The organism is Kocuria sp. NBRC 114282 (assembly GCF_030268385.1).
Taxonomy (GTDB): domain Bacteria; phylum Actinomycetota; class Actinomycetes; order Actinomycetales; family Micrococcaceae; genus Kocuria; species Kocuria palustris.
This window is the reverse complement of record NZ_BSQO01000003.1, coordinates 364319-379756: the sequence shown is the minus strand read 5'-3', so window position 1 is coordinate 379756 and position 15438 is coordinate 364319. Positions and strand designations below refer to the sequence as shown.

The window sequence follows — 15438 nt, the reverse complement described above, 5'->3', positions numbered from 1 at the left end:
CCGTCGAAGGAGAGGACGAGATCATGAGCGGACACGGAGCACCCACCCAGGCGGCATCCGATCTGGAGGGATCGCAGCTGAAGGTCGCCGTGGTGGCCTCGCGCTGGCACGAGCAGATCATGGACGGGCTGCTCGGCGGCGCCCAGAGGGCCCTGGCCGAGGCCGGCGTCCAGGACCCCGCGATCGTGCGGGTGGCCGGCTCCTTCGAGCTGCCGGTCGCTGCCCGGCGACTGGCCGGTGCCTTCGATGCTGTGGTCGCGCTGGGCATCGTGATCCGCGGCGGCACACCGCACTTCGACTACGTCTGTCAGGCCGCGACCATGGGCCTCACCGACGTCTCGACGGCCACGGGGGTGCCGATCGGCTTCGGCGTGCTGACCACCGATGACGAGCAGCAGGGGCTGGACCGAGCGGGTCTCGAGGGTTCGAGCGAGGACAAGGGCTACGACGCGGCCGTCGCCGCAGTCGATGCCGCCCTCACGCTGCGCGGGCTGGGCCTCTGAGCCTGAATCGCCGTCACCCTCGACGGCGGAGGCCTCCGCGTCAACGACCGAAACAGGGTGAGGACACCGGCCGAGAGGCGGCAGAGTGCGGCCAAGATCAGGGGCCCGGTCACGGCGATCGCCGTGGCCGGGCCCCTGGTCTGCGAGACGGGAGCCGATCGAGGATCAGATCTCGTCCTCCTCCGCGGCCTCCTGCCAGCGGCTGAAGTCCAGGGTCAGGTAGAGCGCGAGAGCGGGGGAGTTGTCCTCCGGGATCCGCAGGCTCAGCCGCTCGTGGCCGGCCTCCGCCAGTGCGGCGGCACTGCTGCGCACGAGCTGCTCGGCCAGCCCCTGCCGGCGGTGCGAGGCGTGGGTGAACAGCTCGAAGAGGTAGGGATCCTCCGGGACGCCTCCTCCCGTGCGCTGCTCGACCACCAGGGCGGCGGCCACGATGTCGTCGTCCTCGTCGGCGACTACGGGCGATGCCTCGGGCAGGAGGCGGCCGAACTCGCCGTCGAAGAGCTTGGTGAGGATCTCCCGGGCCTCCTCCGGCGAGGTGACATTGGAGTCATCCGGAGTCGAGGACGCTTGATAGGCGGCCGCATAGAGCTCGGCCAGCGCGGGGATGTCTTCAGAGGATGCCGGGCGGGTGTTGAGCAGGCTCTTGCCAGAGCGTGCGACGAGGTCTGCAGTGCGTCCCACGAGGACGATCTTCCCAGTCATCGGTGTCTCCAGATCTTCAGTGCGGTGTGCGGACCGTCGGCCCCGCCTGCCTAGGGCCTGCGGGGTGCCGGTGCGGCAGTGCGGCTCGGGCAGGAGCGGCCTCTGACGACTCGACGGGACGGGGTCGGGCGGGGGAACCCGGTGGGTTACCGGTCGGGGTCTCAGGGTACCGAACACCCCGGCGGCTGTCGTGATCACCGACACCGTCCGTTGGCAACACGGTCGTGGATCCCGCCTCGACGACAGAGGCCCCCGACTCCGCGGGGGAGTCGGGGGCCTCTGCAGCAGGGACAGCCGATCAGCTGCCGATCTCGCGATCCGAGGTGTTGTGCCCGGCATCGAGGGAGCCCAGGTCCTCCTGGTGCTCGTGGTGCGCGGCCTCGAGCTCGGCCGGGGTCACCGGCGCCACGCGATCCTCGTAGAAGAAGCGCGTCAGGCGCGAGCGCAGCTTCTCGGGGCCGGAGATCCGGCCCTTGGCGTTGCGGCGCGGTGCCTGCGGGGTGGGAGCCTCGAAGCTGACCAAGCGGTACTGGGCGTAGGGGCTCAGCGGCTCGTGGACCTCGACGAACTCGCCGTGCGGCAGCTGCTGCACGCGGCCGGTCTCGCGGCCGTGCAGGGCGATCTCGCGATCCTTGCGCTGCAGCGACAGGCAGATCCGCTTGACGATCAGGAACGTGATGATCGGGCCGACGATCCACAGCGTGCGCAGGGCGTAGATGACGTCGTTGAGCGAGAGGTGGAAGTGCGTGGCGATGAGGTCGCCGGTGGCCGCCACCATCATCACGGAGTAGAACACGACCGCAGCTGCACCCAGGCCCGTGCGGGTGGGGGCGTTGCGCGGGCGGTCCAGCACGTGGTGCTCGCGGGAATCGCCGGAGATCCAGCGCTCCAGGAACGGGTAGGCGAAGATCGCACCGATCAGCGCGCCCATGATCATCAGCGGGATGAACACGGCCAGCGGGATCGTCACCAGGCCGAACAGGTTCCACTCCCAGTTCCAGGGCCAGGTGCCCGGGAACAGGCGCAGGGCGCCGTCGCCGAAGAGGATGTACCAGTCCGGCTGCGTGCCTGCCTGCACGGGGGAGGGATCGTACGGGCCGTAGTTCCACAGCGCGTTGATCTGGACCATCCCGGCCAGGGCCGAGAGGAAGCCGAGCACGATGAAGAAGAAGCCGCCGGCCTTGGCCGCGTAGACGGGGCCGACCGGGAAGCCGACCACGTTGTCCTCGGTGCGACCGGGGCCCGGGTACTGGGTGTGCTTGTGGGTCACGACCATGAACAGGTGCACCACGATCAGGCCCAGGATCACGCCCGGGATCAGGAAGACGTGGAGGATGTACAGGCGGGGGATCACCACGTGGCCGGGGAACTCTCCGCCGAAGAGCATCATGGAGATGTAGGTGCCCACCACAGGGATGGACTTGGCCATGCCGTCGGCGATGCGCAGGCCGTTGCCGGAGAGCACGTCATCCGGCAGGGAGTAGCCGGTGAAGCCGGCCGCCATGGCCATGACGAACAGCAGCGCGCCGACGACCCAGTTGAGCTCGCGCGGGCGGCGGAACGCGCCGGTGAAGAACACGCGCATCATGTGCACGCAGATCGCCACCACGAACAGCAGCGCCGACCAGTGGTGCAGCTGGCGCAGGAACAGTCCGCCGGTGATGTCGAACGAGATGTGCAGGGACGAGGCGTAGGCCCCGGACATCTCCACGCCCTGCATGGGGACGTAGGAGCCGGTGTACTCCTGGGAGACCATCGTGGGGTCGAACCACAGGGCCAGGAAGGTTCCCGAGACCAGCAGGATGATGAACGAGTAGAGCGCGACCTCGCCGAACATGAAGGACCAGTGGTCCGGGAAGATCTTGCGTCCGAACTCCTTGACCAGCGGGGAGAGGCCCACGCGGGTGTCGGCGTAGTTCGCGATGAAGCCGACGGCGGTGTCCGGCCGGTAGTCGTCCTGCTGCGGACGGCGCGTGTCTGTGGTCTGTGCGGACATCAGGCGTTCTCCGTCTCGTCCTCAAGCTGGTTGCGGTGCATGATGCGCTGCGAGTAGGCCGGGCCCACGGGCTCGTGGAAGTCGCTGCGCGCCACCAGGTAGCCCTCCGAGTCGACCGTGATGGGCAGCTGCGGCAGCGGGTGGGACGCCGGGCCGAAGATGACCTCGCACTCGTTGGTGAGATCGAACGTCGACTGGTGGCAGGGGCACAGCAGGTGGTGCGTGTGCTGCTCGTAGAGAGCCACCGGGCAGCCGACGTGGGTGCAGACCTTGGAGTAGGCGAAGATGCCGTCCACGTTCCAGTCGGTGCGCTCCTCCGAGACGTTGACCTCCGAGGGGTCCAGGCGCATGACCAGCACGACCGCCTTGGCCTTCTCATTGAGGTAGCCCTCGTCGTGGCCCAGGCCGAGGATGTTCTCCGGCAGCACGTGGTAGGTGGAGCCCAGGGTGATGTCCGAGGCCTTGATCGGCGTGCCCGAGGGGTCGCGGACCAGGCGGACGCCCTCGTCCCACAGGGTGTGCTTCATGGTCTGCAGGTTCCAGGGACCGAGGTCCTTGAGCAGGCCGACGAAGGGCAGGGGAGCCAGGACCATGGCGCCGATGAGGCTGTTGCGGATGAGCGGGCGGCGCTTGATGCCGGACTCGTCGACGATCGTGTCCATGATCTCGGCGGCCTCGGCGCGCTGGGCCTCGGTGCGGATCTCGTGGCGGGACTCGACCATCTCGTGATCGGGCATGAGCGTCTTGGCCCAGTGCACGATGCCCACGCCGATGCCGAGCATGCCCAGGGCGATGCCGGCGCCGAGCAGCAGGTTCTGCAGGCGCAGCTGGGAGGTCGGCTCGGGGTTCATGACGTCGTACATGTCGCCCTCGACGCGGATGCCGAAGTAGCCCACGAAGAACAGGATCGATCCGAGGATCGAGATCACGAACAGGAGCACGACCTGGCGCTCGGCGCGCTTGGCGGCCTGCGGATCGACGTCCGTGGTCCGGGGCGAGTGCGGGGGCATGCCCGGGTTCTCGAAGCGCTGCGGCGCGGCGCTGCGATCGAGCACGTTGCCCTTCTTGCCCTCGGGGAGCTCATCACGATGGCTGGCCATGTGGTCCCTCAAACTTTCTTGAAACGTGGTGCAGGGCCCGGTGATCGGAGGACCGCCGGGGCACGGCGAGCGGATGGATCAGGCGGACCTGGTGGTGAGCCAGACGGTGAAGCCGATGATGATCATCAGACCGATGGTCCAGATGAACAGGCCCTCGGAGACCGGGCCGAGCGAGCCGAGGCCGAAGCCGCCGGGGTCGGTGTTGGTCTCGACCGTCTTCAGGTACGTGATGACGTCGCGCTTCTCCTCGGGGGTGATGTTCGCGTCGTTGAACACGGGCATGTTCTGCGGGCCGGTCTGCATGGCCTCGTAGATGTGGTTCTCCTCGACGCCCATGAGCGACGGGGCGAACTTGCCGCGGGTCAGTGCGCCGCCGGCGCCGGCGGCGTTGTGGCACATGGCGCAGTTGGCCAGGAAGACCTTGGAGCCATTGGCGGCGTCGCCCTCGGAGACGTCCAGGTACTCGTCCTCGGGGACGGCAGGACCGGCGCCGAGCGAAGCGACGTAGGCGGCCAGCTGGCTGGTCTGCTCCTCGTTGAACTGCTGCGGCTTCTTCTGGGCCTGCGGGCCCTGCATCTGCATGGGCATGCGGCCGGTGCCGACCTGGAAGTCCACGGCGGCAGCGCCCACGCCGATCAGCGACGGGCCGGCGTCCGTGCCCTGGGCGTCCAGGCCGTGGCAGGTGGAGCAGTTGGCGAGGAAGAGGGACTCGCCCTGCTCGACGTCCTCGGCCGTGTACTCGTCCGCGGCCTGGGCCTGGTTCGAGGTGGTGGCGACTGCGTAGAGACCACCGGTGAGCAGCAGGGCGCTCAGGAGCAGCGCCAGGATGGCGAGCGGATGGCGACGCTTCTGTGAGAGAGCCTTCACGTCAGGAGTCCTCGATTCGGTGTGGTGCTGAGCTGGCGGTGACGCCGGTGGGCGCGGTGGACCGGAGTCACTGCAGGAAGTAGACGATCGCGAACAGGGCGATCCAGACGACGTCCACGAAATGCCAGTAGTAGGAGACGACGATCGCCGACGTGGCCTCGTAGTGACCGAAGCGCTTGGCCAGGAAGGCGCGCCCGATGATCACCAGGAAGGCCACGAGGCCGCCGGTCACGTGGATGGCGTGGAAGCCGGTCGTGAGGTAGAACGCCGAGCCGTAGGCCGAGGACGCGATGCCGAGGCCGTGCGACCAGAGGGTGGCGTACTCGAAGACCTGCACGGAGACGAAGAACGCGCCCATGAGGAACGTGAGGATGAACCACTCGACCATGCCCCACTTGGCGACGGAGAACAGGCCGCCGGTGCGTCGGGGCTGGAGGCGCTCGGCCGCGAAGACGCCGAACTGGCAGGTCACGGAGGACAGCACCAGCACGATGGTGTTCACGGTGGCCAGGGGGATGTTGAGCAGCGAGGCGCCCTCATCCCAGACCTCGGGAACCGTGGCGCGCAGCGTGAAGTACATCGCGAACAGGCCGGCGAAGAACATGACTTCGGAGGCCAGCCACACGATGGTCCCCACTGCGGTGAGGTTCGGGCGGTTGATGACCGGGGCGGGTCGCGCTGGGGCATGGGTTGCAGTCGTCACGATCGACATTATGTCGCCAAACGGTCCTGCGAACCAACTGAGACACCCCGGTGAGAACCATGGGATTCCGTTCCCTTCCGGGAATGCATGAGCTGGGCAGGACCCTGCCTCGGGGCGGGCTGTGCCGGCTGGGACCCGGGGATAGAGTCGCACCGTGACTTCGAACAGCGAGATCCCCACGCACCCCTCGGCGCCGCTGGACTGGCCCGAGCTCACCACCTCCCTGATCCAGGGCCGCGATCTCAGTGCGGAGCAGGCATGGTCGGCCATGGACGCGGTCATGCGCGGCGACGTCCAGGACATCGCCCTGGCCGGGTTCCTGGTCGCGCTGCGGGCCAAGGGGGAGAGCGTCGACGAGCTCAAGGGGCTGGCCGACGCGATGGTCTCCCACGCCCGCCCGCTCGATGTGCCCGGCCCGGCCGTGGACATCGTGGGCACGGGCGGGGATCGCCTGCGCTCCGTGAACATCTCCACCATGTCCGCGCTCGTGGCCGCCGGCGCCGGCGCCCGGGTGGTCAAGCACGGCAACCGCGCCTCGTCGTCCAAATCCGGCTCGGCGGACTGCCTCGAGGCTCTCGGCGTGCAGCTGGACATGCCCGTGTCCATGGTGGAGTCCTGCGCTCGGGAGGTCGGGATCACCTTCTGCTTCGCCCAGACCTTCCACCCCTCCATGCGCTTCGCCGCCAGCGCCCGCAAGGCGCTGGGCGTGGCCACGGCCTTCAACTTCCTGGGCCCGATCTCCAACCCGGCGCTCGTGGAGGCCTCCGCGATCGGCGTGGCCGACCGCGCGCTGGCGCCCGTGATGGCGGGCGTGTTCCGGGATCGCGGCCACCGCGCCCTGGTCTTCCGCGGCGGCGACGGGCTCGACGAGCTGACCATCACCGAGTCCTCGGAGGTCTGGGAGGTCCGCGACGGCAGGATCACCGAGCACGTGCTCGAGCCCCAGGACTTCGGGATGCCGCGCGGCACGGTCGAGGACCTGCGCGGTCAGGACGCCGAGTACAACGCGGCAGTCGCCCGCCGGATCCTCTCCGGGGAGACCGGCCACGTCCGCAACACGGTCCTGCTCAATGCGGCCTCCGCCCTGATGGCGCTCGACGAGGCTCCGGACGGCTCCTTCCAGGAGCGCATGGCCGCGGCGATCGAGCGCGCCGCGCAGTCCCTGGACACCGGTGCCGCCCAGCGGGTGCTGGATCGCTGGATCGCGCACTCGCGGAGCTGAGCCCAGAGCTGCCCAAGAACCAGCACAGCAGCGCCGGTGCGGCATCAGTCCATGCCCAGGGAGAAGGCCTCCTCGAGGTCGTGGCTGCTGTAGGTGCGGAAGGCGATCTGGGTGACCGTCTCCTGGATGCCCCGGACCTTGGAGAGCCGATCGGCGATGACGTCCGAGAGCTCCTCGTGGCGACGCACGCGCACCAGGGCGATGAGGTCCCACTCGCCGGTGACCGAGTAGACCTCGGAGACGCCGCGCAGATCCGAGACCTCCTGGGCGATCTCGGGGATCCGCTGCGGATCGGTGCTGATCATGACGATGGCGGTGAACATGCTGCCTCCTGGCGAACGTGGGGCTCGGGTCCGCGAAGGGCCCGGAAGACTCGTGGTCTCCACTGTATCCGCGGGCCCATGCCGGCTCGTGGGTGGAGCGCTTCAGCGGCGCACGCGCACCACGACGGACGCGATCAGGCGCCAGCCCAGCAGGAAGACCAGCAGCACCGAGGCCGTCACGAGCAGGAACGACACCGGGGCGCCGTCGCCTGCGGCCACGCGCAGCAGGGCGCCGACCACGACCGTCAGAGCCCAGATGATCAGCCCGGAGACCAGCTCGCGGCCAGGGCGGCGCAGGAAGGCCACGGCCAGCCAGCCGACGCCGAGCCCCACCAGGAACGGCCATGCCGCATCGAAGAACAGCCAGGCGCTGCCGTCGTGCGAGGACTTGCCGATCGCGCCGAAGAGGCAGACGAGGATCGCATCGAGGACGACCCAGAGGATCACGAAGGGCTGGATGCGCTTGGCCGGCTCGCGACTGACTTCGACTTCAGGTACAGGTCCAGTCATTTTCTCTCTACTTTCACGTTCATGTTGACTCTCCGTGGCCGCTCGTCGGATCTTGTGAACGACCCGATCAGGGTGCTTCCATCATCCCCCATCGGCTCGTCCTCGGCATGAGCGACCCCGTGACCCGAGACCGGTTCGGCGGCTAAGGTCGTCCTCATGGAAACCGCATTCAAGGCAGAACTCGTCCACACCGTCGGAGAGCTCCCGCAGGTCGCTCAGTCCGCTCCGGACTTCGAGCTCGTGAGCTCCGAGCTGGCTCCGGTCCGCACCGCGGACTTCAGCGGGCGTCGGCTCGTGCTCAACATCTTCCCGAGCGTCGACACCGGGACCTGCGCGGCCTCGGTCCGCCGCTTCAACGAGCTCGCCGTGGGCTTCGCGGGCACCGATGTCCTGTGCGTGTCCAAGGACCTCCCGTTCGCCCAGGCCCGCTTCTGCGGAGCCGAGGGCATCGAGAACGTCTCCGTGGCCTCGGCCTTCCGATCGAGCTTCGGCGAGGACTACGGCGTGACCATGGTCGACGGCCCCCTGGCCGGTCTGCTGGCGCGCAGCATCGTGGTGCTCGATGCCGAGTCCAACGTCATCTACACCCAGCTCGTCCCGGAGATCGCTGATGAGCCGGACTACGACGCCGTGATCAATCTGCTGTCCTGATCACAGCCGCCCCGCACGACGAGGGGCCGGCAGCCGCGACTGCGGCTGCCGGCCCCTCTGTCATTCCTACCTGCCCGGCTTCAGCGCACTTCCCGGCGCGTCGGGCCTCCGATGCGCCCGCCATCCGGATCGGTGAGGGCGTCGACGACCGCGACGATCAGCGCGATCACGACGATGCCTCCGATGATCAGGTAGGCGGCGTCTGCGGCGCGGTCCGCGCCCTGGGGCAGCAGGAAGAAGTAGATGCCGGTGACGCCCGCCGAGCCCACGGCCGTGCCGATGCGCTGGCCGGTCTGCATGATGGCCGAGGCGGTGCCGCCCTCGGCCACGGGGACCTCGCGCAGCGTGAGCGTCTGGTTGGGGCTGGTGACCATGCCTGCGCCGAAGCCGATGGGCGACATGACCGCGCCGAGCAGCCACAGGGGCACATCTCCCGCGACGATGTGCGGAGTGGTCAGCAGGGTGCCGGTGATGCCGGCCAGGACCACGACCAGGCCGATCACCACGGTCCAGCGTCCGATCCGGGTGACCAGCCGGCCGCCGAGCTGCGCCGACAGTGCCGTGAGCACCGCGCCGGGCAGACCCAGGAGGCTGGCGACCAGGGCGGATTGGCCCAGGCCCTGCTGGACCAGCTGAGCCTGGATCACCCAGATGGTGGTGCCGCCGGTGAAGTAGATCCCGATCATCAGGGTCCCCAGCGAGTAGCTGCGGATGCGGAACAGGCGCAAATCGACCATGGGGGCCTTGCCGCGGGCCTGATAGTGCCGCTCCCACACGACCCACGCAGCAGTGAGGATCAGTCCGACGGGCAGCAGCGCCCAAGCCGCTGTGTACTGCTCGGCCAGCATGAACGGCAGCATGACGGTCAGCACGGCCACCGCCAGCATGACGGCGCCGATCGGGTCCAGGTCGGGCGAGCGCCGCTGAGTCGTGGTCCGGCTGGGTCCGAGGTCGAGCCACCGGGTGGACAGCGCCAGGATGATCAGGCCCAGCGGCACGTTGATGCCGATCGTGGAGCGCCAGCCGAGTCCCGGGGGCAGCATGCCGATCAGAAGCCCGCCCATGACGGGCCCGATCGCCACGGCCACGCCCACGATCCCGCCGAAGTAGCCGAAGGCCCGGGCTCGCTCGTTGCCCCGGTAGTGCTGCTGGATCAGCCCGGAGACCTGGGGATTGATCAGGCCGGAGCCGATCCCCATGAACACGCGCGAGAGGTTGAGCATCAGCGGGGTCGGAGACAGGGCCGCCGCGAGCGAGGCGACGGTGAACAGGGCCATGCCCGCCACGAACAGCCGCTCCCGGCCGAACAGGTCCCCGGCTCGTCCGGCGGCGACCAGCACGACTCCGAAGGACAGGGCGTATCCGGAGAGCACCCACTGCAGGTCGCTCGAGCTTGCTCCCAGATCGCGCTGGATGGACGGCAGCGCCACGTTGATGATGCTGACGGCCACCAGCGCCATGAACAGCGAGGCCAGCAGCACGGCCAGGATGCGGCCGCGGCGGGGATCGGGCACGAACTCGGAGTCGTCGTCCGGGGCGCTCGGCGGGGGCGCCGAGCCCTCCGCGTACACGTCTCCGGTGAAGGGGTGAGGGTCGTGCGATCCGGGGCGATCGTCGGAGGCGGGCATTCTGGGGATCCTACTCCGAGCCTCCGACTCCCACGGGGGCCGTCGCGCTCAGGCGTCCCTGCCGGGGCGAGAGCGATCGGCCTTGATCCGGCCGCGGTGCTTCTTGGCCTGGAGGCGCCGGCGCTGCGAGCCGCGTGTGGGTTTGGTGGGTCGGCGCGGCACGGGCGGGGCCATGGCCTGGCGCAGCAGCTCGGCCATCCGCTCGCGGGCGGCCTTGCGGTTGCGGAACTGCGACCGGTGCTCAGCTGCGTCGACGATCAGCTCCGTGCCCGCCAGGCGCGGCTCGAGCGCGCAGAGCGCTCGGCGGCGCTGGTCGTCGGTCAGCGCCGAGCACGCCGCAAGGTCCAGGCGCAGCTGCACCCGGGAGTCGGTCGTGTTCACTGACTGGCCTCCGGGCCCGGAGGAGCGCACGAACTGCTCGTGCAGCTCTGCGGCGGGGATGACGAGACCCCGCGGGAGACCGGGGCCCGTGCGGATCCTCAGATCCTCCATGGGGCCACCGTCCTCTCGCGGGGTCTCGTCATGCCGCAGGCGATGCGGGGTCGGGGCCGTCTCCGTGCCTCGGGCGACCGATCAGTTCTCGAAACGATAGAGGAAGGCGGCCATGGCGTCGCGGTGGGTCTGATCCAGCGGGCGGAAGGTGCCGTCGTTCCAGCCGGTCGTGATGCCCTGGGCGCTCATCCAGTGGATCTCCTTGTAGAAGGCCGAGCCGGGGCGCACGTCCTTGAACGAGGAGGTCTTCGGTGCGGTGTAGGCCGGCGATCCCGACATGCGGTAGAGCAGCGCTGCGGTGGCGTTGCGGTCGATGTCGTTCAGCGGGCGGAAGGTGCCGTCGGACCAGCCGGTGAGCAGGCCCTGGGAGCGTGCCCAGGTGATCTCCTTGTAGAAGGCCGAGGACGGGGACACATCCTTATAGGGGGAGACCTTGGGCGGAGTGTAGGCGGGCGAGCCGGCCATGCGGTAGGCCACGGCGGCCATCGCGTTGCGGTCGATGTTCTGGGTCGGGCGGAAGGTGCCGTCCGACCAGCCGTTGAGGTACTTCTGGTTCTTGGCCCAGGTGATCTCGGTGGCGAACTGGTTGCTGGCCGGGACGTCGCGGAAGGGGCCCGTGGGGGTGGGCTTGGTCGCGGTCTTGGCGGGCGCGACGGCGCGGACGGCATCGGCGGGGGAGACCTGCAGGCGGCCCAGCGGACCGGTCGAGGTCGACTTGAGCGTCCGCTCGATCTGGGCCGGGGTCAAGTCCGGGTTGGCCTCGAGCATCATGGCCACGGTGCCGGAGACGAACGGGGTGGCCATCGAGGTGCCGTTCTTGTAGCCGTAGCTCGCTCGTATGGGTCCGGTGGTGCCGGCGTCGATGGTCGAGATGATCGAGTACCGGGTGCCGTGCCCACCGGGAGCCAGGACGTCGACGTTGGGACCGGTGTTCGAGTAGGAGGCCACTTGGCCGTTCTCATCAGCTGCGCCCACGGCGATCACGTTGCTGCAGTTGGCGGGCGGGTACATGTTCGCGTTGTCCGCGGAGTTCCCGGCCGCCACGACGACCGGCACGTTGGACCCGACTGCGTAGTCGATCGCCGACTGCATGGTGCGCCCGCACTGTCCGTACAGGGCCAGCGACATGTTGATGACGTCGGACGGGTTGCGGTTCACGGCCCCGCCGATGGTCTGTCCTGCGGCGTAGCGGATGCCGTCCGCGATATCGGACTCGTAGCCGTAGGTGCAGCTGCCGAGCACGCGCACCGGCTGGATGCTCGCGTCGCGGGCCACGCCGGCTATGCCGATGCCGTTGTTCGTGGACGCGGCGGCGATGCCGGCCACGTGGCTGCCGTGCCACGTCGCCTGGCACCTCGAGCTCTTGTTGTCACCGGGGTCGCTGGGATCGGCGTCGCGCCCGTTGCCGTCGACCGGGAAGTCGGCCGGGTAGGGCGAGACGAAGTCGTAGCCGGACACGCGCTTGGCGTCGAGGTCCGGGTGGCGGATCAGGCCGGTGTCCAGCACGCCGATCGTGACGCCGCGGCCGGTCGCCATGCGCCACGCGTCCGGGACGCTGCGGTCCTCGAGCGTGAACTGCGAGCCGGACAGCGGGTCGTTCGTCGCCGCGGCGCGGGCGAGGCGATCGGGCTCCGCGTAGGCGACCCGCGGGTCCTCTTCGAGCTGGTCGATGAGATCGGACTGCTCCTGGACCTCGAGCTCCTCCGGGAACTCCAGGACGTCGGCGGAGTCGGCGGTCTGCTTGACCCGCTGAGGCTCGGTCTCGGCAGAGGCCGCCGCGCCCTTCGGGGCCTGGTCCTCGGCGGGCAGGATGTCGGCCTCCTGTGCGGCCTCGGCGACGATCTGCTCCTTCTGAGCCTCCGAGGTCGCCGGGTCCTCGAAGCGCACGATCACGCGAGGAGTCTCCTGGGGCACCTGCTCGTCCGCGGCGCCGTCCTGGGCCGGGCCGGTCTCGTCGAGTCCGGAGCGGTCGAGTGGCCCGGGCAGCGCGGAGTCGATCCCCTGGGAGTCCGCCTTGGCGGGGTCCTCCGCGGCCTGGGCCGGCAGCATCGACAGGGCGGGCGTCACCGCGAAGGCGACGGCCAGAGCGATGACCATGGGGCGTCGGCGCTTGGGGGATGCGGTCACGGGGTCTGCGGACAGGGGCCTCGGAGGCAGGGGTGAAGGCACGGCTGGGTCCTCTTCGGGGGGGAGCGGGGGGGGGGGGGGGGGGGAGTGGTGCGGGGATCGACGGAAGACGCAGCCGTCGTCGTCCCCCGAAGAGGGTACGCGAACATTCGAGCAATTCATCGAACTTCATCAGGTTTTATTCAGTGGCGACGGGTCCGGGCGCGTGGCGCAGGGCGGGTGTACGATGGCTCGCTGGTGCCCAGTGCACCCGCACCCAAGCGTCATGGCTTCTGGCACAATCCAGCGGCCCCTCCAGCGAAGGAACACAGACCATGAAGAACGACATCCACCCGGACTACCACCCGGTGCTCTTCCGCGACCTCGCCTCCGGCAAGGTCATCCTGACCCGCTCGACTGCCACGTCGCAGAAGACCGAGACCTGGGAGGACGGCAACGAGTACCCCCTCATCGAGGTGGAGATCTCGTCCGAGTCGCACCCGTTCTACACGGGCAAGCAGCGCATCATGGACTCCGCCGGCCGCGTCGAGCGCTTCAACGCGCGCTTCAAGTCCTTCGGCAAGTCCTCTCGCTGAAGCCGCTGAGCCGGTCCTGCGACCGGCTCGCGCAGCGCCGTCCGCGCTGCCCTCGCAGAAGGACCGCACCACGGGGTGCGGTCCTTCTCGCATGTGCGGGCCGCCTCACACGCCTCCACCGGCCCCGGCAGGCTACTGTCGTCCACGATGAGGACCCCCCGCTTCAGCCTCCCGTCCCTGCTCGTCGTCTCGGCCCTGGTGCTCTCCGCCTGCGCCCAGGACCCCGAGGACCCTCAGGAGCCCGAGACCCCGCCTGCCCCGGCGGCCTCGGATCCCTGGCCGACCGCTCCGCCGCCGGAGGACCCGCAGCGGTGGATCGCCGACCAGCGCGCGGAGTCCGCGCAGCCGTCGTCGACGGACGCCTCCGCCTCCGACGACGGCGAAGACGCCGACGCCCTGGAGGTGAGCGTGGGCGAGCCCACGGGCACCTCCTACCGCGACGACGCCGCGGGCATCTCCTTCGAGGCCACCGACCTGGCCGATGAGCGCCTCAGCGCCGAGAATCCGGACCTGGTCCGGCTGCTGGGCTCGCTGGACCGGCCGACCCTGCGCTTCGGCGGCAACGCGACCGACCGTCGGTTCTTCTTCACGGCCTACGACGAGCCCGTGCCCGAGGACTGGCCCCTGGAGGACGGCGAGGAGATCACTCGCGTGACCCCCGAGGACCTCGAGCGCGTGGCCGGTCTGGCCGAGGAGGTCGACGCCCAGGTCATCGTCTCGGCGAACCTGGGGCACACCGATCCGGTGCGCGCCGGCGAGCTCGCACAGCACTCCCAGGAGGCCTTCGGCGATCGCCTGGCGGGGATGATGATCGGCAACGAGCCCAACGGCTTCCCCGACATCCCGGAGAACCCGGTGCCGATCCGCGACGAGGACTGGGGGACCGACGAGTACGTGGACGAGGCCGGCGACGCCGTGGCGCAGATGCGCGAGGCCGCGCCGGGCGTCACGATCGCGGCCCCCGGCGCCTACGACCGCACCTGGTGGGAGGCGGCAGCCGAGTCCGAGCTGACCGACCCGGCCCAGGAGTCCGCCCTGGCCATGCACCAGTACCCGCTGCCCGAGTGCGGCGATCCGGACCGGGCCGCGCACCAGGCCGAGCAGGAGCCCACGATCGAGAACGTGGTCTCCGCCGGCACCCGGGCCCGGGTGGACGATCTGGTCGGCCAGGCGGCGCAGACCGCCGAGGCGACCGGGATGCCGCTGTGGATCACCGAGACGTCGGCGTCGTCGTGCGCGGGCACGAACGAGCTCACGGAGACCCTGGCCGCCGGCGTCTACAGCGCCGACTACCTCCTGCGCGCCCAGCAGCTGGGGGCGCAGAAGGTGGCTTTCCACTCGTCCCTGGCGCCGTGCCGCGGCGGGGCGCCGATGTCCCTGCTGTGCTCGTCGGGGACCCTGGCGAGTCCGGGTGAGGCCTTCGTGCCGCGCACCAACGGCCTGGCCCTCGCCCTGGCGGGCTCGCTGCCCGATGGCGAGTTCCTGGACGTCCGGCTGCGCCCGGCTTCCGGCGGCGCGGTCGACGGCGCGAGCGGATCGTCCACGACGGCCTACGCGATCGAGCACGACGACGGCTCGCTGTCCCTGGTGGTCATGGACTTCCGCGATCCGCGGGGCGAGGCTCGCCCGATGGAGCTGACGGTCCCCGGGTCGCGGGATGAGGCCCGGGTCTCGACCCTGACGGGTCAGCGGTGGAGCCAGCACTACCCGGAGGCGGCGCTGTTCGACGACGCCCGCCCCGACGGCTCCTCGAGCGAGGACCCCTCGCGCCCGGCCACGCAGGACGACGACGGCACGGCCCTGGACGTCGACTCGGCCGTCGAGCCCGTGGCCGACGGGCAGCCCTCGGTCGACGGGTTCGGGCTGCCGCTGCTGCCGCAGGACGACGCGCCGGCCCAGGTGAGCACCGTCGATGCCGGCAGCGAGATCGCGTTCGAGGTCCCCGCCGGATCTGCCAGCGTGGTGCGCATCCCGGCCGTATGATGTGCCGACGACGAGCCCACCCCCGAACGACCCACACAGCGCTCCTCGACCCGCTG

The 15438-nt window shown here is 69.9% G+C and carries 15 protein-coding genes; 5 read left to right on the top strand and 10 right to left on the bottom strand.

What is annotated here, in order from left to right; genetic code table 11:
* The first annotated feature begins 23 nt into the window (after positions 1-23).
* The gene (gene ribH / locus QSJ40_RS07805; RefSeq protein WP_259872614.1) at positions 24-503 is read left to right on the top strand and encodes a 6,7-dimethyl-8-ribityllumazine synthase; all 480 of its coding nucleotides are present in this window, start codon (positions 24-26) and stop codon (positions 501-503) included.
* A 165-nt stretch (positions 504-668) separates the two neighbouring features.
* Here the strand turns inward: ribH and QSJ40_RS07800 are convergent, their stop codons facing one another.
* The 5 genes from QSJ40_RS07800 to ctaE all read right to left on the bottom strand — a co-directional run bounded on the left by QSJ40_RS07800 (position 669) and on the right by ctaE (position 5871).
* On the bottom strand, positions 669-1205 hold the full coding sequence (locus QSJ40_RS07800) for a GNAT family N-acetyltransferase (RefSeq protein ID WP_006215856.1): 537 nt from the start codon (positions 1203-1205) through the stop codon (positions 669-671).
* 298 nt (positions 1206-1503) lie between these two features.
* On the bottom strand, positions 1504-3201 hold the full coding sequence (qcrB, locus tag QSJ40_RS07795) for a cytochrome bc1 complex cytochrome b subunit (RefSeq protein ID WP_204781836.1): 1698 nt from the start codon (positions 3199-3201) through the stop codon (positions 1504-1506).
* Positions 3201-4301: a cytochrome bc1 complex Rieske iron-sulfur subunit gene (qcrA, locus tag QSJ40_RS07790; protein WP_024290354.1), complete on the bottom strand. Its 1101-nt coding sequence runs from the start codon at positions 4299-4301 to the stop codon at positions 3201-3203. Before qcrA ends, qcrB begins: the two co-directional genes overlap by 1 nt.
* A gap of 78 nt (positions 4302-4379) precedes the next feature.
* Positions 4380-5168 carry a cytochrome bc1 complex diheme cytochrome c subunit gene (gene qcrC, locus QSJ40_RS07785; protein WP_006215859.1) on the bottom strand — a complete coding sequence of 263 codons (789 nt, stop codon included), beginning with the start codon at positions 5166-5168 and terminating at the stop codon, positions 4380-4382.
* Positions 5169-5235: 67 nt separating this feature from the next.
* Complete coding sequence (gene ctaE, locus QSJ40_RS07780; protein WP_024290355.1) at positions 5236-5871, bottom strand: aa3-type cytochrome oxidase subunit III; 636 nt, start codon at positions 5869-5871, stop codon at positions 5236-5238.
* A gap of 154 nt (positions 5872-6025) precedes the next feature.
* Here ctaE and trpD point away from each other — a divergent pair, with 154 nt between their 5' ends.
* Positions 6026-7093, top strand: a complete 1068-nt coding sequence (gene trpD, locus QSJ40_RS07775) for an anthranilate phosphoribosyltransferase (protein ID WP_285729964.1) — start codon at positions 6026-6028, stop codon at positions 7091-7093.
* Between the two features lie 44 nt (positions 7094-7137).
* Here the strand turns inward: trpD and QSJ40_RS07770 are convergent, their stop codons facing one another.
* Together QSJ40_RS07770 and QSJ40_RS07765 are read right to left on the bottom strand one after the other, a co-directional pair.
* Complete coding sequence (locus QSJ40_RS07770) at positions 7138-7416, bottom strand: Lrp/AsnC family transcriptional regulator (protein WP_006215862.1); 279 nt, start codon at positions 7414-7416, stop codon at positions 7138-7140.
* Positions 7417-7518: 102 nt separating this feature from the next.
* On the bottom strand, positions 7519-7926 hold the full coding sequence (locus QSJ40_RS07765; protein WP_081749255.1) for a DUF3054 domain-containing protein: 408 nt from the start codon (positions 7924-7926) through the stop codon (positions 7519-7521).
* Between the two features lie 156 nt (positions 7927-8082).
* On the opposite strand from QSJ40_RS07765, the gene tpx reads away from it, so the two are divergent.
* Positions 8083-8577: a thiol peroxidase gene (tpx, locus tag QSJ40_RS07760; RefSeq protein ID WP_285729960.1), complete on the top strand. Its 495-nt coding sequence runs from the start codon at positions 8083-8085 to the stop codon at positions 8575-8577.
* Positions 8578-8657: 80 nt separating this feature from the next.
* Here the strand turns inward: tpx and QSJ40_RS07755 are convergent, their stop codons facing one another.
* The 3 genes from QSJ40_RS07755 to QSJ40_RS07745 form a co-directional block, all read right to left on the bottom strand.
* The gene (locus QSJ40_RS07755) at positions 8658-10205 is read right to left on the bottom strand and encodes an MFS transporter (RefSeq protein WP_285729958.1); all 1548 of its coding nucleotides are present in this window, start codon (positions 10203-10205) and stop codon (positions 8658-8660) included.
* Positions 10206-10253: 48 nt separating this feature from the next.
* On the bottom strand, positions 10254-10697 hold the full coding sequence (gene arfB, locus QSJ40_RS07750; protein ID WP_053447456.1) for an alternative ribosome rescue aminoacyl-tRNA hydrolase ArfB: 444 nt from the start codon (positions 10695-10697) through the stop codon (positions 10254-10256).
* Between the two features lie 81 nt (positions 10698-10778).
* Entirely contained in the window at positions 10779-12824 is a 2046-nt protein-coding gene (locus QSJ40_RS07745; RefSeq protein WP_285729954.1) for a S8 family serine peptidase, read from the bottom strand.
* A 314-nt stretch (positions 12825-13138) separates the two neighbouring features.
* On the opposite strand from QSJ40_RS07745, the gene QSJ40_RS07740 reads away from it, so the two are divergent.
* Together QSJ40_RS07740 and QSJ40_RS07735 are read left to right on the top strand one after the other, a co-directional pair.
* A complete protein-coding gene (locus tag QSJ40_RS07740) occupies positions 13139-13399 on the top strand; it encodes a type B 50S ribosomal protein L31 (RefSeq protein ID WP_006215670.1) in 261 nt (86 codons plus the stop codon).
* A 147-nt stretch (positions 13400-13546) separates the two neighbouring features.
* A complete protein-coding gene (locus QSJ40_RS07735) occupies positions 13547-15382 on the top strand; it encodes a hypothetical protein (protein WP_157796676.1) in 1836 nt (611 codons plus the stop codon).
* Positions 15383-15438: the final 56 nt, after the last annotated feature.

Bases quoted from the DNA above. Each gene is read 5' to 3' on its own strand.
- QSJ40_RS07755 (WP_285729958.1), bottom strand. From the start codon at position 10,205: ATGCCCGCCTCCGACGATCGCCCCGGATCGCACGACCCTCACCCCTTC.
- QSJ40_RS07770 (WP_006215862.1), bottom strand. From the start codon at position 7,416: ATGTTCACCGCCATCGTCATGATCAGCACCGATCCGCAGCGGATCCCC.
- QSJ40_RS07765 (WP_081749255.1), bottom strand. From the start codon at position 7,926: ATGACTGGACCTGTACCTGAAGTCGAAGTCAGTCGCGAGCCGGCCAAG.
- QSJ40_RS07800 (WP_006215856.1), bottom strand. From the start codon at position 1,205: ATGACTGGGAAGATCGTCCTCGTGGGACGCACTGCAGACCTCGTCGCA.
- ribH (WP_259872614.1), top strand. From the start codon at position 24: ATGAGCGGACACGGAGCACCCACCCAGGCGGCATCCGATCTGGAGGGA.
- qcrA (WP_024290354.1), bottom strand. From the start codon at position 4,301: ATGGCCAGCCATCGTGATGAGCTCCCCGAGGGCAAGAAGGGCAACGTG.
- QSJ40_RS07740 (WP_006215670.1), top strand. From the start codon at position 13,139: ATGAAGAACGACATCCACCCGGACTACCACCCGGTGCTCTTCCGCGAC.
- QSJ40_RS07735 (WP_157796676.1), top strand. From the start codon at position 13,547: ATGAGGACCCCCCGCTTCAGCCTCCCGTCCCTGCTCGTCGTCTCGGCC.
- qcrB (WP_204781836.1), bottom strand. From the start codon at position 3,201: ATGTCCGCACAGACCACAGACACGCGCCGTCCGCAGCAGGACGACTAC.
- arfB (WP_053447456.1), bottom strand. From the start codon at position 10,697: ATGGAGGATCTGAGGATCCGCACGGGCCCCGGTCTCCCGCGGGGTCTC.
- tpx (WP_285729960.1), top strand. From the start codon at position 8,083: ATGGAAACCGCATTCAAGGCAGAACTCGTCCACACCGTCGGAGAGCTC.